Here is a 19,093-nt window from a genome sequence, read left to right as displayed (position 1 = left end):
AAACGGTTCCTCCGTCCCCCAACGGGACCGGCTTGGACTTTTCCCCGCGCCCGGCGACCGCGCAAGCGGGAAACGAAGCCCCCGGTCCAAGCCGAGGGCTTCACGCCGATCAGGCCGCCAGCTCGACCAGCAACGCGTCCAGTTGCTCGAACTGTTCGGGCAGGCCGGCGGCGGAGCCGGTGATGGCCTCGTCGCAGGCTTCCTTGCTGGGATAGAGCTCGCTGAAGGTCAGCAGAGTCTTGCCGCCCTGATCATCGAAGGTGACGGTGGTCACCGTGATCTCGCCGGCCTCCTCGTTGGTCCAGACGATCTTCGAGGGCGGCGTCACCTCGATGTACTTGCCGAAGAAGGCCATGGAATTGGCCGCGTCCAGCCCGAACTCCAGGCGGTAGCCGCCACCCGTGCGGACATCCATCTCGCAGGCCCGCAGCGGCACGCCCAGCGTCTTGGGGACCCACCAGCGCTGAAACAGCTCCGCCTTGCTCCAGGCCTCGAACACGATGTGCGTCGGGCCATCGAACAGGCGGGTGACCACCAGTTCCACGTCGGACTTGCGCTCCACCCTCGTCTCATTCTTCGCGGACATTCTGACCTTCCCTCTGTTTCAATTCTTCGACGACCTCGTCCAGCGCCTCGAAGCGCAGCTCCCAGCGGCGGCGATAGCGCTCGATCCACGCGGCTTCCTCTTCCAGCCGCGCCGGGCTGAGCCGGCAGGTCCGCACGCGCCCGACCTTCTCGGTGACCACAAGACCCGCCTGCTCCAGCACGCTGACGTGCTTCCTCATGCCCGTGAGGGTCATGTCGAACCGCTCGGCCAGCGTCGTGATCGAAGCCTCCCCACGCCCCAGCTGCTCCAGGACGCCACGGCGGGTGGCGTCCGATAGCGCGGCGAACGAGGCGTCGAGGCGGATAGCTGAATACTGAACCATATAGTTCACTATTAGGCGCCAGCTCGCCGCCCGCAAGCCCAAAACGAAAAGCCCCCGGCCTGGGAGGGCCGAGGGCTTCGTGGGATCTAATGGGTTGTGAAGCTTAGTTCTTGGCCTGGTCAACCAGCTTGTTCTTGGCGATCCAGGGCATCATGCCGCGCAGGCGGCCGCCGACTTCCTCGATCTGGTGCTCGGCCGCGCGGCGACGGGTCGCCTTGAAGCTCGGCTGGCCCACCTGGTTTTCCAGCATGAAGTCGCGCACGAACTTGCCCGACTGGATGTCTTCCAGCACGCGCTTCATCTCGGCCTTGGTTTCCGGCGTGATGATGCGCGGGCCAGTGACGTACTCGCCGTACTCGGCGGTGTTCGAGATCGAGTAGTTCATGTTGGCGATACCGCCTTCGTACATGAGGTCGACGATCAGCTTCAGCTCGTGCAGGCACTCGAAATAGGCCATTTCCGGCGCGTAGCCGGCTTCCACCAGTGTTTCGAAGCCGGCGCGAACCAACTCGACGGTGCCGCCGCACAGGACGGCCTGTTCGCCGAACAGGTCGGTCTCGCACTCTTCGCGGAAGTTGGTCTCGATGATGCCCGAGCGGCCGCCACCGATGGCAGAGGCGTAGGCCAGGCCGAGGTCGAGGGCGTTGCCGGTGGCGTTGTGGTGAACGGCGATCAGGCAGGGCACGCCGCCGCCCTTCTGGTACTCGCCGCGCACGGTGTGACCCGGGCCCTTCGGCGCGACCATCAGGACGTCGATGGTGTCCTTCGGCTCGATCAGGCCGAAGTGGACGTTCAGGCCGTGGGCGAACAGCAGGGCCGCGCCGTCACGGATGTTGGGGGCGATCTCGTGCTTGTAGATCGCGGCCTGATGCTCATCGGGCGCCAGGATCATGATCAGGTCGGCCCAGGCGGCGGCCTCGGCGACGGTCATGACCTTCAGGCCTTCGCCTTCGGCCTTCTTGGCGGTCGGCGAGCCAGCGCGCAGGGCGACGGCTACGTTCTTGATGCCCGAGTCCCGAAGGTTAAGCGCGTGGGCATGACCTTGCGAACCATAGCCTACGATCGCGATCTTCTTGTCCAAGATGCGGGCGAGGTCGGCGTCGCGATCATAATAGACGCGCATGTTTTATCTCCAAGGACTGGTCAATTTGGCCACCCCGCGCAACGGCGGAGCGACAAAGGCCGGGCGTTTGAGCGTTTTTTTGCCGTTTCGTCAAGGCGAAGCCGACAGAACGCCGAAAAGCCGAGGCCTTCGCGGCTTCGTTCTAGGCGCTCGCGCGGTCGTGCGCCATGCCGACGGCGAAAAGACGGGCGAGCCATCAGGCCCGCCCGTCCGCCACGCTGGTCTCCTCACCCACGGGGAGTGAGGATTTTCGCTACCAGAAAAGGTCGTAATAGACGCTCAGGACCTGGCCGCTCCAGATATCGACCAGCAAGGCGTCGTCGCCGACCCGGACCCACTCGCAGCCGATCGGCGGCAACGGCAGGCCGTACGCGCCCCAGTTCAGATAGTAGGAGCTGCCATACCAGCCGCCCGGCAGGTAGTCGCCGAACGACCAGCTCCGCGCGTACCAGCCGCTGGGGTAGCGGTAGGCCGGAGCCCTGTAGCGTTGAGACGCGTGATAGCTGGGGCGGTAGTAGCCGCGGTCGTACTGGTGGCGACCGCGGTCACGATCGCGGTACTGACCCTGCCCCGGACGACGGTCGTTCCGATCCCAGCCGCCACGGTTGCCATCCCAGCGATTGTTGTCCCAACGGTTGTTGTCGTTGCGATCCCAGCCGCCCCGGTTGTCATTGCGGTCCCAATTGCCCGGACGGTCGCCACGATTGTCGTTGCGGTCGGGCCGGCCGCGATGGTCGTCGCCGCGATTCCAGCCGCTCCGGTTGTCATTGCCGCCACGGTTCCAACCCGAACCGCCGTTGTTCTGCGGTTGTTGGGCCTGCGGTTGAGGCTGAGGCTGCTGTTGCGGTTGGGTCTGCGGGCGGTCGCCACGGTTCCAGCCGCCGCGATCACCTCGGTCGCCGCGATCACCTCGGTTCCAGCCGCCGCCGTCGCTACGCGGCTGGGCCTGGGGCTGCGCTTGAGGCTGAGATTGCGGGCGTTCGCCCCCGCCGTTGCGGTTCCAGCCGCCGTCACCGCCGCGATCCCCCCTGGGACCGCCATCGCCGTGATCGCGCTGGGCGAACTGTTGTCGCTGAGCCACCACCCCGGCGGCGGCTCCGGCCTCGGCCGCCGCGCCGCCCAGCAGCGAAAGCGCCAGGGCGGTCGTGATCAGACGTTTCATTTCTTGCTCCGAAGGGCCTTGAAGCGCGGCCCGGGCTTGTCCCTTGATAGCAGTGTCGGACTCGCCCGATGAACCGTGCTTGAACGAAGAACGCGTGAGGGCCTTGATGAGCGCGCACTACAACGACATCGTCGCCTTCTGGCGCGGAGCCGGGCCCAAGAAGTGGTTCAAGAAGGACCCCGCCTTCGACAGCGCCATCGCCCTGAAATTCGAGCAGACCCACTACCGCGCGTCCATGCGTCGCTACGACAGGTGGACCGAGACGCCCCTGGGCTCGCTGGCCTTGCTGATCCTGCTCGATCAGTTCCCCCGCAACATGTACCGCAACACCCCGCACGCCTTCGCCACCGACCCGCTGGCCCGGATGTTCGCCCACGAGGCCATCGCCGCGGGTCATGACACGGATCCGGCCATCGACGCGGACCTGCGACCGTTCTTCTACCTGCCGTTCGAGCACTCCGAGTCGCTGGTCGACCAGGAGCTCAGCGTCCAGCTGTTCGCCGCCCTCCAGGCCGACACCGGCGATGAGGAGTCGATGAAGTTCGCGATCATCCATCGCGACATCATCGCCCGCTTTGGTCGCTTCCCCCACCGCAACGCCGGCCTTGGTCGCAAGACCACCGAGGCCGAGCAGGAGTTTCTCGACGAGGGCGGGTTCGCCGGTTAACCCCCTCTCAATCTTGGCGCGACCGTCCCTCGCCTGTAGGGTGACGCCTCAAATTCGGGGACACACCGGGGAACACCACGTATGAAAGCCTTCCGTAGCGCGCTTGCCGTTGGTCTGGCGCTGACCACCTTGACGCCTGTCACGGTCCTCGCCCAGGCCAAGGCCAGCAAGGGCCAGACCATGCAGACGCAGGCCTCGGCGGAGGTCCCGCGCTGCGCCCGCAAGCTGGGCACGCTGTCGATAGTCGACGGCGACGATTCCCGCGGCTGGACCCAATACAATCTCGCCTCGCCCCAGAAGGTGCTGCGCGCCATCGTCCAGCGCTCGGGCTGCTTCAACTTGGTCGACCGGGGCGCGGGCCTCGGCGCGGCCGAGAAGGAGCGCGCGATCAGCGGCAATCTCGGCCTGCAGCGCGGCTCCAACGTCGGCCAGGGCCAGGTCAAGGCGGCCGACTACGTGCTGGTCGCCGAGGTCCAGGGCAGTAACAGCAACGTCGGCGGCGGCGCGGTGGCCGGCGCCCTCGGCGGTATCATCGGCGGTCGCGTCGGCGGCCTGGTCGGCGGCATCAAGACCAAGAAGCTGGAAGCCAACACCGTCCTGTCGCTGACCAATGTCCGCACCACCGAGACCATGTCGGTGGCCGAGGGCTACGCGGTGAAGAACGACATCGGCTGGGGCGCGGGCGGCGGCTACGGCTTCGCCGGCGCGGTCGGCGGCGGCTACGAGGACACCGACATCGGCCGCATCGTCACCCTGTCGTTTATCAACGCCTATTCGAAGATGATCGGCGACCTGGGCCTGCTGGCCGAGGGCGGCCCTGCCGCCGCGGCCGCGCCGACCAAGACCTTCGCGGCCCAGCGCCCCGTCGCCATGCGCGCGACCCCGGTCGCCGGCGGCAAGCTGATCCGCACCCTCCCCGCCGGCGCCATCGTCTATCCGACGGGCAAGCAGCAGGATCTGTGGTGGGAAGTGGCCGACGAGAACGACAACGTCGGCTGGGTGCTGAACACGGGTCTGGCGCCGAGCAAGTAAGGCCAAGCTCCCGAAGAACGGGGAGAAATGACGATCGATTGTGGACGCCCGTCAGGCTCGTACTGGCGGGCGTTTCGATTCGGCGGCACTCTGTGTCCATCATGAGCACCGCCGTCCTCGACGCCCCCAAAGCCGCCGCCGATCATCCCGAGCGGCAGTATCTGGCCCTTCTCGCCGACATCCTGGCGAACGGCGTCCAGCGTGGCGACCGTACCGGCACAGGCACGCTCGGCGTATTCGGCCGTCAGATCCGCTTCGACCTCGCCAAGGGCTTCCCGGTGCTGACCACCAAGAAGCTGCACCTGCGCTCGATCTTCATCGAGCTGCTGTGGTTCCTGAAGGGCGACACCAACATCGCCTATCTCAAGGACAACGGCGTTCGCATCTGGGACGAGTGGGCCGACGAGAACGGCGACCTCGGCCCGGTCTACGGCAAGCAATGGCGCTCGTGGGCGGCGCCGGACGGTCGCGTGATCGACCAGATCGCCAACCTCGTCGAGAACCTGAAGACCAATCCCAACAGCCGCCGCCACATCGTCACGGCCTGGAACCCGGCCGATGTCGACGACATGGCCCTGCCGCCCTGCCACTGTCTGTTCCAGTTCTTCGTCGCGGATGGAAAGCTGTCCTGCCAGCTCTACCAGCGCAGCGCCGACGTGTTCCTGGGCGTTCCGTTCAATATCGCCAGCTACGCCCTGCTGACCCTGATGGTCGCCAAGGTCGTCGGCCTGGAGCCGGGCGAGTTCGTCCACACCTTCGGCGACGCCCACCTCTACCTGAACCACCTGGACCAGGCCCGCGAACAGCTGACCCGCGAGCCCTATCCCTTCCCGACCTTGAAGATCGCCGACAAGCGCGACCTGTTCGCCTTCGACTACGAGGACTTCACCCTGGAAGGCTATCAGGCCCACCCGCACATCAAGGCCGAGGTCTCGGTTTGATCGGTCTCCCATGAGCGCGATCCTCGCCATCGTCGTCGCCCGCGCCGCCAACGGCGTTATCGGTCGTGACGGCGACCTTCCCTGGCGGCTGAAGTCGGATCTGGCTCTGTTCAAGGCCAATACCCTGGGCAAGCCGATCATCATGGGCCGCAAGACCTGGGAAAGCCTGCCCAGGAAGCCCCTGCCCGGCCGCACCAACATCGTCCTGACCCGCGACCAGAGCTTCGAGGCCGCGGGCGCTGTGGTCTGCGAGACCTGGATGGAGGCGGTGCAGATCGCCCGGGAGCAGGCAGCCGACGACGGGGTCGAGGAGGTCTGCGTGATCGGCGGCCACGCCCTGTTCGAGCTGGCCCTGCCCAAGGCCAAGCGCCTGTATCTGACCGAGGTCTCCGCCACGGTGGAGGGCGACGTCCGCTTCCCCGACTTCGACGAGGCGGCCTGGACCGAAGTCCGTCGCGAGACGCACCCCGCCGGCGAAGGCGACGACCATGCCTTCGTGTTCCGGGTGCTGGAGCGGCGCTAGTTCGCCGGTTCTGTCGCCAGCGGACGCGGCTTCTTCTCGAGCTCGGCCCGTTTGTGCGTCTTCAAGTACTTGCCCGTGCAGGCCTGGAAGACGACCTCGACCTCACCGCCCTTGCCGACCTCGGGCATGGCGTACTTGGCCGGGCCGATCCGCTGGGCGGTGATCACGGTATCGCCTTTGTCGGTCTTGCTCCAGGCGATCCGCGAATGGACGCCGGTGTCGCCGAAGCGCTTCTGGAGATCACGGTCGAAGGTCTTGTGGACCGCGCCCTCGACGATCGGCTTCCACTGCTCGGTCTTTATCGCCGGGCAGCTTGGCCGCGTCGGCATCGCCGCCGACTTCGACCACGGCAGGGAGGGCATGGCCGCGCAGGCCGTCAGCATCACGCCCGCCGCCGCGACGGCCACCACAGATACCCGCATACCCAGAATCCCTTGTCCGTACTTCAGCCCACGCTCACCGCGAAATCGTGGCGGGCGCAAGGCCTCAGTCGTCGGTGAAGTAGTCGGCGATCGCCGCGTCCACCGTTTCCAGCTCGAACTTCGGCGATGCGGCGCGCTCCAGGGCTCGGCGGATCTGCCAGGCGCTACGGCCGACATGGACGCCCATGCCGCGCAGCTCGGCGACGATGGCCTCGCGGGTGGCCTCGTCGACCGACTTGTTGTTCTCCAGCCGCGCCTGGTCCAGCCGCCAACCGAAGAAGGTGTCGGGCGTCAGCTCGACCACCGCCCCCGGCGCGGGTAGCCACTCGTAGATCGCGCTCTGCCGGTCGACGGCGTAGTCGACATAGTTGGCCAGGCAGTTGCGGTAGCGGCGGGCCGCGTCGCGGATGGCCGCTACCGTCTCCAGCGGCCGCAGGCGTTCGGTGCCCGGATGGGGCGGCGGGGGCAGTTCGCGGCGGAAGTCCTCGGCCACCAGGGTGAACAGCGCCTTGGGCGTGGGGACATGACCCCAGGCGGCGATCCGCTGGGCCAGCAGTTCCGGCGACAGACGCTTCTTCAGCACCGCGTGGGCCTCGGCCAGCAGGGCGGCCTGGGCGGGGCTGACGCGCAGGGCCACACCGCCGACCTCGCGCAGGTCGGCCGGCAGCGCCGCCAGGGCGCGGACCAGGTCCGGGGTGATCGCGTCGGCGTGGCGCAGGGTCTTGGCCGGCGCGGGGTCGGCCAGCAGATGCACCAGCGCGCGGTAGTCCTCCGACGCCCAGGCGATCTCGCCCAAGCGCTCCAGCGCCCGGCGCAGACCGGCGGGCGCGGCGTCCTCCAAGGCGAGCGCGATGGCCTTTCGCAGCGACAGGTCCATCAGGCCGACGACGTCGATCGGCGGACCGCCGTGAGGCTCGGCGGCCAGCATCAGGCAGATCAGGTGCCGCCGCGCCGCTGGCGCGGTGACGAAGGCGGTATGGGGCGCGGGCCACAGGGCGGCCAGCACGTCGGCATAGGCCGGCGCGATCAGGCGTAGCAGGGGCGAGGCGACGGAGGTCGTACTCGCGAGAGACAGGACGGTCATTGAAGAGCTCCGGCGGCGGCCGGAGCGGCCGCGGCTAGCGGTAGATGCGCAAGGGGCGAGCGGTGGATCGGCGGCGCGAATTCGACGGCGCGCGCCAACCCGCCTTCGGCGGTGCGTTGGTCTGTGCGGCGACGAGTTTCATGCGGCGGATCGGCTCCCGGAGCTGGTTTCGAGGCTGGCTGATCCCACAGGCATCGACTCCCGACAAGCCCCGAGAACGCCGTTCGAGCACGCGCGCCGGTTGATGTGGCGCTCATGACACGGTTCGCCGAACGGAACCCTCGCCAGATTCAAACGAGCGTTTATAGTGATCCCAACACCCGCTCAGAGGTGTCAGGGAGACGTCGATGGACACCCAATTGGTCGCCGAAGGTCTGCAATTCCCCGAAGGTCCCGTGGCCATGGCCGACGGTTCGGTGATCCTCACCGAGATCCAGGGTCAGCGCCTGACCCGGGTCTGGCCGGACGGCCGCAAGGAAACCGTGGCCGAAACCGGCGGCGGGCCCAACGGCGCGGCGATCGGCCCGGACGGCGCGCTCTACGTCACCAACAACGGCGGCGCCTTCCAGTTCTTCGAGGCCAACGGGCTGAACATCCCCGGCCCTACCCCGCCGACCCACAAGGGCGGCTCGATCCAGCGGATCGACATCGCCACCGGCGCCGTCACCACGCTCTACACCGCGTGCGACGGCAAAGACCTGGTCGGCCCCAACGACCTTGTCTTCGACAAGCAGGGCGGCTTCTGGTTCACCGACCACGGCTGCTCGACGCCCGAAGGCCGCAAATATGGCGCACTCTACTACGCCCTGCCCGACGGCTCGAAGATCACCCGCTGGCGCGATCACTTCGTCTCGCCCAACGGCGTGGGCCTCTCGCCCGACGAAAAGACCGTCTACATGGCCGACACCATGCTGGGCCGCCTGTGGTCGTTCGAGGTGACCGCTCCCGGCGTCCTGGCCGATCCCCTGCCCCTTCAGCCTGGCGACGTGGTCTGCAACCTGCCGGGTTACCAGTTGCTGGACAGCCTGGCCGTCGAGGCCGGTGGCAAGGTCTGCGTGGCGACGATCATCAATGGCGGCATCACCGCCTTCGACCCGGACGGTTCGACCGAGCACTATGCCTTCCCGGACGTGATCGTGACCAACATCTGCTTTGGCGGGGCCGACATGCGCGACGCGTGGATCACCGCCTCGGGCACCGGCAAGCTCTACAAGGCCCGCTGGCCGCGCCCAGGCCTGAAGCTGAACTTCAACGCCTAGGCGTCCAATCGATGAACTGAAGTCACAAGTCCTGTGCCAAGTCACGGCGTAGTCTGGCGTCGTGGCGGGCCCATCTGTGGAGCCGTCAAAGCAACGGAGCCCAGCGATGGACCTCAAACTGAACGACAAGACCGCGCTGGTGACCGGCTCGACCGCCGGGATCGGCCTGGAGATCGCCCGCACCCTGGCCGTCGAAGGCGCCAAGGTGTTTGTGACCGGCCGCACCCAGGACAAGCTGGACGAGGCCCTGGCCAGCATCCGCGCTTCGGGCGGAGCCAAGGTCAAGGGCGTGCTCGCCGACGCGGCCACGGCCGATGGCGCCGCCGCCATTCTCAAGGCCGTCCCCTCGGTCGACATTCTCGTCAACAACCTCGGCATCTACGAGATGAAGGCCTTCGCCGATATCCCGGACGAAGACTGGCTGCGCCTGTTCGAAGTCAATGTGATGAGCGGCGTGCGCCTGTCGCGCGGCTATTTCCCGGGCATGCTGGAGCGAAACTGGGGCCGGGTGATCTTCATCTCATCGGAGTCGGGTCTGGCGATCCCCGGCGAGATGGTCCACTACGGCATGACCAAGAGCGCCCAGCTGGCGGTCGCGCGCGGCATGGCCCAGCAGACCAAGGGCACGGGCGTCACGGTCAATTCCGTCCTGCCGGGTCCGACCCGCGCGGCCGGCATCTTCGAGTTCCTGAAGAGCGTATCGGCCAATCCGAACGGCACGGCCGCTGAGCACGAAGCCGAGTTCTTCGAGAAGCACCGCACCTCGTCGCTGTTGCAGCGGATGATCGAGCCGCAAGAGATCGCCAGCCTGGTGGCCTATGTCGCTAGTCCGCTGTCGGCGGCCACCAACGGCGCCTCGCTGAAGGCCGAGGGCGGTCTGGTCACCACCATCGCCTAGGATGAAAGCGGCGGGAGGAGCGTCAGCCCCCGCTCCCCCGCCTACTCCCGCAGGAAGGCGCCGGCGACCAGCAAGGCCATGGCCAGCAAGGCGAGCAGGCCGGACAGATAGGGCAACCAAGTCATCGACGCCTCCCGCTGGTGAGCGAGACGACGATGGTCCGGGGCCGGCCCAAGGCACAGCCCCGGAACAGGGGGTGTCGGCTAGTACAGCGCGCCCAGGGCGGCGCGCTCGAAGTTCTTCAGCTCATCATTGCGGCCTTCGCGGATCTTCACGACCCATTCCGGGTCCTGCAGCAGAGCCCGGCCGACGCCGACGAGGTCGAACTCGCCGCGCTCCAGACGCTCCAGCAGGCCGTCGATCGAGGCAGGCTGGCTACCCTCCCCGCCGAACGCGGCGATGAACTCGCCCGACAGGCCCACCGAGCCGACGGTGATGGTCGGGGCCCCGGTCAGCTTCTTGGCCCAGCCGGCGAAGTTGAGGTCGGATCCCTCGAACTCCGGCTCCCAGAAGCGGCGCTGCGAGCAGTGGAAGATGTCGGCGCCGGCGTCGGCCAGCGGCTGCAGCCAGGCTTCCAGCTCGCGCGGGGTCGAGGCGTTCCGGGCCGTGTAGTCCTGCTGCTTCCACTGCGACAGGCGGATGATCACCGGATAGTCCGGGCCGACGGCGGCGCGAACCGCCTTCAGGATCTCGGCGGCGAACCGCGCCCGCTCGCCAATCGTCGGGCCGCCCCACTTGTCGGTGCGGATGTTGGTGCCGGCCCAGAAGAACTGGTCGATCAGATAGCCGTGGGCCCCATGCAGCTCGACCGCGTCGAAGCCCAGGCGCTTGGCGTCGCCCGCAGCCTGGCCGAAGGCGGCGATGGTGTCGGCGATATCGGCGTCGGTCATCGGTTCGGTGAACGGCTCGCCACCGGCCTTCGAGATGCCCGAGGGGCTGTCGACCTTGCCCAGCTGGGCCGGCCCCTTGGCCGAGCCGACGTGCCAGAGCTGCGGGGCGATCAGGCCGCCGGCCGCGTGGACCTCGTCGACCACCTTCTTCCAGGCGGCCAGTTCCTTCTCGCCGTGAAAGCGCGGCACGTTGGCGTCGTTCAATGAGGCCGGCCGGGCCACGCCCGTGCCCTCGGTGACGATCAATCCGACTTGGTTCTCGGCGCGGCGGCGGTAGTAGGCGGCGACCTCGTCGGTGGCCACGCCGCCGGGCGAGAACGACCGCGTCATCGGCGCCATCACCACCCGGTTAGGCAGCTTCAGCGACTTGAATTCGAACGGCTTGAACAGGGCGTCGAGCGACATGAGGGATTCCGAAACAGGAGAGGTTACCGGCGATCCAAACACGCGTTTGGATCGCCACGCCATCCAGAAAAACTGAGGCGCTAAAGCCCCAGCACCATCTTGGCCATGATGTTGCGCTGGATCTCGTTTGATCCCGCGTAGATCGAGGCCTTGCGGTAGTTGAAATAGGCCGGCGCCGCGGGCGCCGCGTAGTCTGGGCCGGCGCGCCGCTCGTTGCTCTTGGACCAGGGATCCTCGACGAATGGCGCAGCGTAGGTTCCAACCGCCTCCAGGGTCAGCTCGGTGATCGCCTGCTGATATTCCGAGCCCACGCACTTCAGCATCGACGAGGCCGGGCCGATCGCCTTGCCGGCGGTGCGGCTCGAGAAGATCCGCAGCTCGGTGGCGTTCAGCGCCTCGACCTGGATCTCCAGATTGGTGATCTTGCTCCGGAAATCGGCGTCGTCGAGCAACCGGCCGCCGTCGTCGGCCAGCTCCAGCGCGGCGATGCGCTTGACCTTCTTGAGCATGTTCATCAGGCCCGGCGCATAGGCGTTGCCGCGTTCGAACTCGAGTAGGTACTTGGCGTAGGTCCAGCCCTTGTTCTCCTCGCCGATGCGGTTGGCGACCGGCACCCGCACATTGTCGAAGAAGACCTGGTTGATCTCCTGCTCGCCGTCCGGCGGGCCGTCCAGGGTCGGCAGCGGCTTGATCTGGATGCCGGGGCTGTCCATGCGCAGCAGCAGGAACGAGATGCCCTCCTGCGGCTTGCCCTGGTTCGAGGTGCGGACCAGGCAGAACATCCAATCGGCCCACTGGGCGTGGGTGGTCCAGATTTTCGAGCCATTGAGGACATAGTCGTCGCCGTCCCGCTCGGCCTTCATCTGCAGGCTTGCCAGATCCGACCCCGAGCCTGGCTCGGAATAGCCCTGGCACCACCAGATGTCGGACTTCAGGATCGGCGGCAGATGCTGGGCCTTCTGCTCGGGACTGCCGAACGCCATGATCACCGGCGCGACCATCTTCAACCCCATCGGCGAGGAGGTCGGCACGCCGGCCAGGCTCATCTCCATGTTGAAGATGTAGCGCTGCGAGGGGGTGAACCCCGCCCCGCCCAGCTCGACCGGCCAGTCCGGCGCGGCCCAACCGCGCTCGGCCAGCTTCTTCTGCCAGGCCACCTGGCCGGCCTTGTCGAGATAGCCGTTCTTGGATTGGCTGAACTGCTTCTTCAGGCCGTCGTCATAGGCGGTCGCGATCCAGTCGCGGACCTCCTGCTGGAAGGCCAGGTCCTCGGGCGAGAAGGCCAGATCCATCGCCGTCTACTCCACGGCGTCCAAATATTCGATCTCGGGGCGACCGGCCATGAACGGTCCCATCGCCGCGCCGGCGGCCTTGAAATACTCCGTGCCGCCGTGGTGCTTCAGCGCGTCCTCGGAGGCGTAGAGCTCCAGGACCTTATAGGTCCCGGCTTCGGTCTTGGACTTGGTCAGCTGGTATACGAGGCAGCCCGGCTCGTTGGCCTTCACCTTGTTCTGGAGATCCAGGAACACCTTCTCGAAATCCCCGGACTTGTCCGGCTGGACCTTCAAAACCGCGACGACGCCAATCATGCTTGCCTCCCAACATCTGTTTGAAAGGCAGGATGCGGGAGCAAGGCGATGGGAGCAAGGGGGACGTGGCGGAACGCGCCTTCATGCGCCCAGCCTCTTAACAGTCATTTCCCGCCACACCGGCGGGTATTCGCCAAAACCAACAATTGCTTACAGTCACGATCCCCCCTCAACTGCCGCCACGCGTGCGCGACCAAGGTGCGATCGGTGACGGTCGAGATCAAAAGGGCGCGCCAGCCTCCTTCGGATTCCTATGGGACGCGCAGGGCAAGAGCCGTCGTGCCGTTCAGGCTGATCTCCATTTTCCTGGCAAGGCCATCTCCAGCGTCGAAGATGATGCTCGCGTCCACGCCTCTGATGAAGAACCGGTCCATTGCCTCCGCCAGCAAGCCGGCCTCGTCGCGCCCGTCGACTTTGAAGACAAGGCCATCCTCGTCCTCAGTCACCGTGACATGTCGATGATCGGCGAGTTCGTACACGCCCAGGTACCGCTTCAGCCGCTCTGCCGAAAGCTCAACCGAATTCGGACGACGCATGAGATTGTCGCGGGGCAGCAGGAAGGGGAACGCGGCGTTCGGAAGAGCGGGATAGTAGGAGATGTGCTGTTCGCCCTCGAACGCCTTGGCCTGGAGCAAAGCGCCTTGCACGCCGCTTAACGCCCGGATCACCTGCCGCGCGCCGTCGATCATGTAGGCGTTTTCGTCGCCTCCGTAGCCCACGAAGACACGGCGGGGCGAATTGGCGATCCGAAGGGCCCGAAGACGTTCGACGACACCAGGATCGGCCCAGACCGACGGGCTAGCGATGAGGTAGGCGGCAAAGTCCGAGGGATGACTAGCAAGGACGTTGGCCGTGAAAAGTCCAGACAAGGAATGCCCAAACAGCATCGACTTGCCGCCATCCACCGGGTAGCGCGCTTCGACGAACGGCTTCAGTTCCTCTACCAAGAAACGGCGGAAGGCGTCCGCGCCTCCCCCCTTGTGAGCGAAGCCGTCCGGGCTGGTCGCGGATGTGGACAGCAGGTCCACGCCGCGCGCCGATGCTCCCGCTGGATACCCCACCGTCACGACATAGGCCGGGGCCATCACGCCCGCCGCGCCAAGCATATAGCCCGCCGGGCCGGCTAGGTCGTAGCCGCCGTCTAGGACATAGACCACGGGCGCGGTCTGCCCAGGAAGGATCGGTGGCGTGCGCGGCGGCGTGACCTCGATGACGAAGTCTCGGCCGACGATCGCGGAGTGGACCGTCAGGCTGATGGCGTCGGCGATGACGACAGGCCCTTCAGCCTTGATGGATAGAGATGACGAGGCGGCCAGAGCGGGTGCGCAAAGAGCACAGATGAGTAGCCAAGCGGCGATTAGATGCGTCTTCATGGAGCCCCCTAAATCCAAGGGGAGATTTACCGCTGTAGATTGCGCCGTCAATCTTGAGCCGGTCTTGCCTGCGCCTATCGGCGATGAGGGCGCCAGTAGCCGTAAAGCCTTTTTTCGGGGCTAGAAGACAGAATATTCTGCTGACTGTTTGGCTTTAAGGCCGCTCGTTCCAGCCGTAGGCGACCCACGAGTGGCCGCCGACATTTCGGGCCTCGATCAGGCTGGGATCACCCGTCGGCGCCTTGGCGACCTTGCGGCCGCGGAAGGCGAAAGCGGCGAGACCAAAGAGCGCGCTGCCGAGGAAACCGACGGCGACCACGGTGGCGGCGAACACCACCGCCAGCACCGCGCCGATCAACACCGCGACCGAGGTCGCCAGAGCCCCGGCCATCCAGGCCAGGCTATGGAAGGGCGAAGCTGCGACGCCTTGGCTGCTCATCGTAATCCTCTCGTCCACGCTCATGATCAACGAAGTTGGTTCACAAGCGCTGAACCGCAACTGAACACCCGACGGCCTCGGATGAAAAGCCCTATTCCGGCCCCTTACGGAGCGACGGATCGTCTCGGCTCAACCCGCCGCGGCCAAACCCAGTTCCTTGCGCTCGCGCATCACCGTCGAGAAGGCGGCGTTGATGGCGGCGGCCTTGGTCTCGGCCAGAGCGATGAAGTCGGCCGGCAGGCCCCGCGCCCGCGCCCGGTCGGGGTGGGCGTTGGACAGGGCCAGCTTCCAGGCCTTGCGCACCGTGGCGTCGTCGGCGTCGGCCGGCACTTCCAGGATGGCGTACGGATCGTCCTTGCCCACGCCTAGATGGGTGGCGCGCAGACGGCGGAAAGACAGCGGCGACATGCCGAACAGGTTCGAGACTCGCTCCAGATAGTCGAGCTCGTCCTGGGTCACGACACCGTCGGCCTTGGCGATATGGAACAGGCCGTCGACCACGTCCTCCAGCAGCTGCGGGCAGGTGCTATAGCGCTTGGCCAGACGCTTGGCGTAGCTCTCGAAGCCATGAGTCGTCTGGCGCGCCAGGTCGTACAGGCGGTGAATGTTCTGCTCCGAGGCCGGATCGGGCTGGAACACCTCGGTGAAGGCCAGGAACTCGCCACCGTCGGCGCGGCCATCGACCTTGGCCAGCTTGGCGCCCAGGGCCGTCACCGCGGTCGAGAACGCCGGATCCTCGCCCGGCAGGCCGCTCGGACATTCCGTGCAGTCGGCCAGGTCCAGACGCCGGGCGGCGATACTCGCAATGTTGCGCCAGAAGGTCATGAAGCGCCTCGAAACCAGCGACGGACGAAGAAGATACGCATGACGGGTCCTTTCGGATCACCCGCCAGCTCGCTTCTAGCACAATGAGAATGATCGTTCACATGACTTTAGTGCAATGCGGCGAAACCGCCCGATCACGCGACGAGGGAGCCGATCGGTGCTTCGTCCGTTATGGCCGCGCTTGACCTCTTATGGTCACGCAACGGTCCCATTCTGGATCGAAATGCTCTAGTCAGGCTCGACGTATTTTTAAAAAGGACATCCGCCCGCATGGCGAACGCCCTCTTCCTCGCCCTCGCCCTCTTCGCCCAGGACGGTCAGGCCAGCCAGTCGCCCAATGCTCCGCCGACCGACGAGTACGGCTATGTCGCCTGGTGCTACGGCGCCCTGGGCGGCTACGCCAATCTCTATGATCGCGTGATGCCCGAGGTGACGCGGATCGAGAAGGCGTTCCCGGGTCCCGACGGCGTCGCCGCCTCGCTGAAGACCTATCCTGAAATGCGCGAGCAGGCGCAAAAGGACCTCAAGGTGTTCGCCTCGGCGATCACGGCGGCCGAGAAGGCCAGTCCGCGCCCGATCTCGGAATATGGCGGCGCCCAGGTCAAGCGCGGCCAGTCCGTTTGGCAAGGCGCCGACACGGTCGACAAGGCGCGCCTGGCGCAGATGTGGATGAGCTGGAGCCCCCCCGGCGACTGCGAAAAGCGCGCGAGGGCGCTGGAGACTCGCTCGACCATCCTGGGCAAGGCCCTGAACTACAACAATGCCGCTGCGGCCTCGAAGAGCGCGCCGCCGGCTGAAGCCTCCAACCCGGCGTTCAACGCCACGCCGGCCACAGAGCCCGCCGCGCCGCCCGCGCCGGTGTCCGAGCCGACGCCCGCGCCGAAACCGACGGTCGCCCAGCCCGCGCCGGCGAAAACCGCTCCGGTCAAGACTGTGAAGGCCGAGACCAAGCCGACCGCCGCCAAGCCGCTGCCCAAGGCCCCTGCCGCCAAACTGCCGCCAATCGGCGGCAATGAGGTGATCGTCGACCCGGTCAATCCGATCCCCTGCGCCGGCAGCCTGGTCCCCGCCAAGCGCGGCGGCCGCGACGTGCTGATCTGCAAGGCGGACTGACGCCCGACCGGTCCTTCGCCCTCCATCTTATCGTTGGGCGAAGGATGCAGGCGCCGCAAGGCGATCCTCCCCAGCTGGGAGCGTCCGGACTAGAGGACCTTCGCCGCCTCGCGCACGCCGGCGATGGCGTCGGCGGGCATAGGGCGGCCCAGCAGGTAACCCTGGAACTCGCTGCAGCCCAGTTTCACCAGGGCGTCCAGCTGGCCTTGCGTCTCGACGCCCTCGGCCGTGGTCTTCAGACCTAGTGACTTGGCCAGGCTGATGATGGCGCTGGCGACAGCCATGCTCTCGCTGTTGCCCGGCAGGCTGGAGACGAACGAGCGATCGATCTTCAACTTGTCGATCGGATGGCGGCGCAGGTAGGCGAGGCTGGCGTAGCCGGTGCCGAAGTCGTCCAGGGCCAGACGGAAACCCAGGCGTTTGAGGCGACGCAAGGCGTCGTGAACGCCATCGCTGTCCTTCAGGAGCGCCGTCTCGGTGATCTCCAGCAGGAAGACGTCGGCGCGGGCGCCGGTCTCGGCCAGGGTGGCGACCATCTCGTCGACGAAGCCGGGGCTGGACAGCTGGATGGCCGAGACGTTGACCGACACCTCCAGCCCCGACCAGCGCAGGCTGTCGTAGCAGGCGCGGCGGAACACCGCCGCCCCGACCAGGCCGATCAGGCCGCAGGACTCCGCCAACGGGATGAAGATGGCCGGCGAGATTTCGCCGCGTTCAGGATGGGTCCAGCGGGCCAGGGCCTCGACGCCGATCATCGCGCCGCGCGCGTCGGTCAGCGGCTGGTAGGCGACGGCCAGGGATTCGCTCTCCAGGGCCGCGCGCAGGTCGCGCTCCAGACCCTTCCGTAGGCGAAGAGCCGCATCCATCTCGGGCTCGAAGAAGGCTAAGCGACCGCGGCCGGCTTCCTTGGCGCGGTAGAGCGCGACGTCGGCCTGGCGCAGCAGCTCGGCCTGCCCCTGATCCGCGTCGGAGACGACCGATACGCCGACCGAGCACGACAGGTGCGCCCGGCCGATGGAGAGGTCCACCTCGCCCGACAGGCCGTCGACCACGCGCTGGGCCAGGGTCGCCGCGCCGGACGGGGTCGTGTCGGGCTGGATGATCGCGAACTCGTCGCCGCCTAGTCGGCAGATGGTGTCGGTCTCGCGGCAGATGTTCACCAGCCGACGGGCGACCTCGCGGATCAGCTGGTCCCCGGCGTCGTGACCATAGCTGTCATTGACCTCCTTGAACCGGTCGAGGTCGATGCACAGCACGGCCAGATGCCCCGGCTTGCGGCGCAACAGGGCGTGGGCGTGGACCAGGCGGTCGGTGAACAGGGTGCGGTTGGCCAGACCCGTCAGCGGGTCATGCAGCGCCAGGTGCTTGGCCTCGGCCTCGCTCAGCAGCAGTTTCTTGGCCGCGCGGCGGGTGACGCGGAACAGCAGGAGCGAGCCGGCCGCCGCGGCCAGCACGGCCAGGGCCAGGATCGGCGTGGCCGACTTCAGCAGTTCCTCGCCCGGCTTGCGGGGCGTCCAGCTCAGAACGACGCGGCGACCATCCGCGGCCCGCCCCAGCATGGCCTGGGCGGCGTCCGTATTGGCCGCGCCCGGCTTGACCACCTCGATACGCGCGTCGCGCAGCAGGAAGCGGTCGGAGAAGGTCTTGATCACGCTGTTGGCCACCGGGATGCCGGTCACCAGCAGCGGGGCGCGGGGCCCCCGGGTCTTGGCCTTCAGGTCCGGGCGGATCAGCGAGACGGTGATCAGCACGGGCTCGTCGCCGATCAGCTCGACACGACTCGTGTGGACGGCGCGCAATTTGGCGACCTTCTTGGGATCGGCCTCGATCTCGCGGATCGCGGTGACCAGACGGGCGGTCGGTGTTGCGTATCGGGCATAGGCTTCCGGCGCGACATCCTTGCCGTTGATGTGGCCGTAGATCGGCTTGCCGTCGGCGTCGAGAACGAAGGCGACCTTGTAGCCCAAGGCGCCGCCCAGCGAGGCGCCGATGTTCTGGCTGGCCCATGCCTGGTCATAGTGGTTGTCCAGCTTGATGATCGCCTCATCCCAGATGACGTAGGGATTAAGGGCGGTCTGGATCTCCTTGCCGCGCTGGCGCAGCCCGTTGCCGACCAGGGTCTGCTCGTACTGGCGCTCGCGCGCGTCGGCGTGGCGTGTGGCCACCGTCAGGGCCACACCGGCGAGCAGCATCATGCCCGCCGCCATGCCGGCGATCAGGCCAAAGATCTTCAGCTCGATGTTCCGACGGTCCATCTCACTCCCCTGAGATGGCGCATCCTTCATGGGAACCCTTGCCGAATTCCTTATCGTGACGCCCCCGTGGACAAATTATCGCACAGTGTTACGCGATTTGGGTTTCACGGTTCCCGTCACCCGACGCCCCCCACGCCGGAACCCGCCCGATCGGCGTCCGACGT

20 protein-coding genes are annotated in these 19,093 nt (G+C 66.9%); 7 read left to right on the top strand and 13 right to left on the bottom strand.

The features are described from left to right. Positions 1-109: 109 nt before the first annotated feature. The 4 genes from EIK80_RS07945 to EIK80_RS07930 form a co-directional block, all read right to left on the bottom strand. Positions 110-586: an SRPBCC family protein gene (locus EIK80_RS07945; protein WP_125156417.1), complete on the bottom strand. Its 477-nt coding sequence runs from the start codon at positions 584-586 to the stop codon at positions 110-112. Then, positions 570-929, bottom strand: a complete 360-nt coding sequence (locus EIK80_RS07940; RefSeq protein ID WP_125156416.1) for a helix-turn-helix transcriptional regulator — start codon at positions 927-929, stop codon at positions 570-572. Before EIK80_RS07940 ends, EIK80_RS07945 begins: the two co-directional genes overlap by 17 nt. Before the next feature lie 103 nt (positions 930-1,032). Continuing rightward, on the bottom strand, positions 1,033-2,052 hold the full coding sequence (gene ilvC / locus EIK80_RS07935; RefSeq protein ID WP_125156415.1) for a ketol-acid reductoisomerase: 1,020 nt from the start codon (positions 2,050-2,052) through the stop codon (positions 1,033-1,035). Positions 2,053-2,305: 253 nt separating this feature from the next. After that, positions 2,306-3,214, bottom strand: a complete 909-nt coding sequence (locus tag EIK80_RS07930; protein ID WP_125156414.1) for an RcnB family protein — start codon at positions 3,212-3,214, stop codon at positions 2,306-2,308. A gap of 103 nt (positions 3,215-3,317) precedes the next feature. Here EIK80_RS07930 and EIK80_RS07925 point away from each other — a divergent pair, with 103 nt between their 5' ends. The 4 genes from EIK80_RS07925 (at position 3,318) to EIK80_RS07910 (ending at position 6,377) form a co-directional block, all read left to right on the top strand. Then, the gene (locus tag EIK80_RS07925) at positions 3,318-3,881 is read left to right on the top strand and encodes a DUF924 family protein (protein WP_125156649.1); all 564 of its coding nucleotides are present in this window, start codon (positions 3,318-3,320) and stop codon (positions 3,879-3,881) included. Positions 3,882-3,962: 81 nt separating this feature from the next. Beyond that, entirely contained in the window at positions 3,963-4,913 is a 951-nt protein-coding gene (locus EIK80_RS07920) for an SH3 domain-containing protein (RefSeq protein ID WP_125156413.1), read from the top strand. 101 nt (positions 4,914-5,014) lie between these two features. After that, a complete protein-coding gene (locus EIK80_RS07915; protein WP_125156412.1) occupies positions 5,015-5,854 on the top strand; it encodes a thymidylate synthase in 840 nt (279 codons plus the stop codon). Positions 5,855-5,864: 10 nt separating this feature from the next. Continuing rightward, the gene (locus tag EIK80_RS07910; RefSeq protein ID WP_125156411.1) at positions 5,865-6,377 is read left to right on the top strand and encodes a dihydrofolate reductase; all 513 of its coding nucleotides are present in this window, start codon (positions 5,865-5,867) and stop codon (positions 6,375-6,377) included. On the opposite strand, the gene EIK80_RS07905 is transcribed toward EIK80_RS07910, so the two are convergent. Beyond that, a complete protein-coding gene (locus EIK80_RS07905) occupies positions 6,374-6,799 on the bottom strand; it encodes a hypothetical protein (RefSeq protein WP_125156410.1) in 426 nt (141 codons plus the stop codon). The two genes, EIK80_RS07910 and EIK80_RS07905, sit on opposite strands and share 4 nt — an antisense overlap. A gap of 64 nt (positions 6,800-6,863) precedes the next feature. Then, entirely contained in the window at positions 6,864-7,883 is a 1,020-nt protein-coding gene (locus tag EIK80_RS07900; protein WP_125156409.1) for a hypothetical protein, read from the bottom strand. Between the two features lie 347 nt (positions 7,884-8,230). On the opposite strand from EIK80_RS07900, the gene EIK80_RS07895 reads away from it, so the two are divergent. Both EIK80_RS07895 and EIK80_RS07890 read left to right on the top strand, forming a co-directional pair. Beyond that, on the top strand, positions 8,231-9,142 hold the full coding sequence (locus EIK80_RS07895; protein ID WP_125156408.1) for an SMP-30/gluconolactonase/LRE family protein: 912 nt from the start codon (positions 8,231-8,233) through the stop codon (positions 9,140-9,142). 106 nt (positions 9,143-9,248) lie between these two features. Continuing rightward, positions 9,249-10,040 (top strand): SDR family NAD(P)-dependent oxidoreductase, encoded by a 792-nt coding sequence (locus tag EIK80_RS07890; protein WP_125156407.1) that lies wholly within the window; start codon positions 9,249-9,251, stop codon positions 10,038-10,040. Between the two features lie 203 nt (positions 10,041-10,243). On the opposite strand, the gene EIK80_RS07885 is transcribed toward EIK80_RS07890, so the two are convergent. From EIK80_RS07885 to EIK80_RS07860, 6 genes are all read right to left on the bottom strand, one after another. Then, positions 10,244-11,335 (bottom strand): NADH:flavin oxidoreductase, encoded by a 1,092-nt coding sequence (locus EIK80_RS07885; RefSeq protein ID WP_125156406.1) that lies wholly within the window; start codon positions 11,333-11,335, stop codon positions 10,244-10,246. Positions 11,336-11,415: 80 nt separating this feature from the next. Next, positions 11,416-12,627 (bottom strand): acyl-CoA dehydrogenase family protein, encoded by a 1,212-nt coding sequence (locus EIK80_RS07880; protein WP_125156405.1) that lies wholly within the window; start codon positions 12,625-12,627, stop codon positions 11,416-11,418. Between the two features lie 6 nt (positions 12,628-12,633). Beyond that, on the bottom strand, positions 12,634-12,924 hold the full coding sequence (locus tag EIK80_RS07875) for a putative quinol monooxygenase (RefSeq protein ID WP_125156404.1): 291 nt from the start codon (positions 12,922-12,924) through the stop codon (positions 12,634-12,636). A gap of 251 nt (positions 12,925-13,175) precedes the next feature. Beyond that, positions 13,176-14,297, bottom strand: coding sequence for an alpha/beta hydrolase-fold protein (locus EIK80_RS07870; protein WP_125156403.1), 1,122 nt, complete (start codon positions 14,295-14,297; stop codon positions 13,176-13,178). A 154-nt stretch (positions 14,298-14,451) separates the two neighbouring features. Next, positions 14,452-14,766 carry a hypothetical protein gene (locus EIK80_RS07865; protein ID WP_125156402.1) on the bottom strand — a complete coding sequence of 105 codons (315 nt, stop codon included), beginning with the start codon at positions 14,764-14,766 and terminating at the stop codon, positions 14,452-14,454. A 99-nt stretch (positions 14,767-14,865) separates the two neighbouring features. Further along, the gene (locus EIK80_RS07860; protein ID WP_125156401.1) at positions 14,866-15,561 is read right to left on the bottom strand and encodes a DnaJ family molecular chaperone; all 696 of its coding nucleotides are present in this window, start codon (positions 15,559-15,561) and stop codon (positions 14,866-14,868) included. A 270-nt stretch (positions 15,562-15,831) separates the two neighbouring features. Here EIK80_RS07860 and EIK80_RS07855 point away from each other — a divergent pair, with 270 nt between their 5' ends. Beyond that, a complete protein-coding gene (locus EIK80_RS07855; protein ID WP_125156400.1) occupies positions 15,832-16,674 on the top strand; it encodes a hypothetical protein in 843 nt (280 codons plus the stop codon). An 89-nt stretch (positions 16,675-16,763) separates the two neighbouring features. Here the strand turns inward: EIK80_RS07855 and EIK80_RS07850 are convergent, their stop codons facing one another. After that, positions 16,764-18,929, bottom strand: coding sequence for an EAL domain-containing protein (locus EIK80_RS07850; protein ID WP_158624649.1), 2,166 nt, complete (start codon positions 18,927-18,929; stop codon positions 16,764-16,766). Positions 18,930-19,093 lie beyond the last annotated feature (164 nt).

The sequence above is a fragment of the Caulobacter sp. 602-1 genome (genome assembly GCF_003931565.1).
GTDB lineage: Bacteria > Pseudomonadota > Alphaproteobacteria > Caulobacterales > Caulobacteraceae > Caulobacter.
The sequence above is the reverse complement of the archived record's forward strand: the minus strand, read 5'-3'. Positions and strand labels throughout refer to the sequence as shown.

Coding starts and splice junctions, on each gene's coding strand:
- EIK80_RS07920 (WP_125156413.1), top strand. CDS start 3,963: ATGAAAGCCTTCCGTAGCGCGCTTGCCGTTGGTCTGGCGCTGACCACC.
- EIK80_RS07915 (WP_125156412.1), top strand. CDS start 5,015: ATGAGCACCGCCGTCCTCGACGCCCCCAAAGCCGCCGCCGATCATCCC.
- EIK80_RS07890 (WP_125156407.1), top strand. CDS start 9,249: ATGGACCTCAAACTGAACGACAAGACCGCGCTGGTGACCGGCTCGACC.
- EIK80_RS07875 (WP_125156404.1), bottom strand. CDS start 12,924: ATGATTGGCGTCGTCGCGGTTTTGAAGGTCCAGCCGGACAAGTCCGGG.
- EIK80_RS07905 (WP_125156410.1), bottom strand. CDS start 6,799: ATGCGGGTATCTGTGGTGGCCGTCGCGGCGGCGGGCGTGATGCTGACG.
- EIK80_RS07850 (WP_158624649.1), bottom strand. CDS start 18,929: ATGGACCGTCGGAACATCGAGCTGAAGATCTTTGGCCTGATCGCCGGC.
- EIK80_RS07940 (WP_125156416.1), bottom strand. CDS start 929: ATGGTTCAGTATTCAGCTATCCGCCTCGACGCCTCGTTCGCCGCGCTA.
- ilvC (WP_125156415.1), bottom strand. CDS start 2,052: ATGCGCGTCTATTATGATCGCGACGCCGACCTCGCCCGCATCTTGGAC.
- EIK80_RS07885 (WP_125156406.1), bottom strand. CDS start 11,335: ATGTCGCTCGACGCCCTGTTCAAGCCGTTCGAATTCAAGTCGCTGAAG.
- EIK80_RS07945 (WP_125156417.1), bottom strand. CDS start 586: ATGTCCGCGAAGAATGAGACGAGGGTGGAGCGCAAGTCCGACGTGGAA.
- EIK80_RS07895 (WP_125156408.1), top strand. CDS start 8,231: ATGGACACCCAATTGGTCGCCGAAGGTCTGCAATTCCCCGAAGGTCCC.
- EIK80_RS07910 (WP_125156411.1), top strand. CDS start 5,865: ATGAGCGCGATCCTCGCCATCGTCGTCGCCCGCGCCGCCAACGGCGTT.
- EIK80_RS07870 (WP_125156403.1), bottom strand. CDS start 14,297: ATGAAGACGCATCTAATCGCCGCTTGGCTACTCATCTGTGCTCTTTGC.
- EIK80_RS07900 (WP_125156409.1), bottom strand. CDS start 7,883: ATGACCGTCCTGTCTCTCGCGAGTACGACCTCCGTCGCCTCGCCCCTG.
- EIK80_RS07930 (WP_125156414.1), bottom strand. CDS start 3,214: ATGAAACGTCTGATCACGACCGCCCTGGCGCTTTCGCTGCTGGGCGGC.
- EIK80_RS07855 (WP_125156400.1), top strand. CDS start 15,832: ATGGCGAACGCCCTCTTCCTCGCCCTCGCCCTCTTCGCCCAGGACGGT.
- EIK80_RS07860 (WP_125156401.1), bottom strand. CDS start 15,561: ATGACCTTCTGGCGCAACATTGCGAGTATCGCCGCCCGGCGTCTGGAC.
- EIK80_RS07880 (WP_125156405.1), bottom strand. CDS start 12,627: ATGGATCTGGCCTTCTCGCCCGAGGACCTGGCCTTCCAGCAGGAGGTC.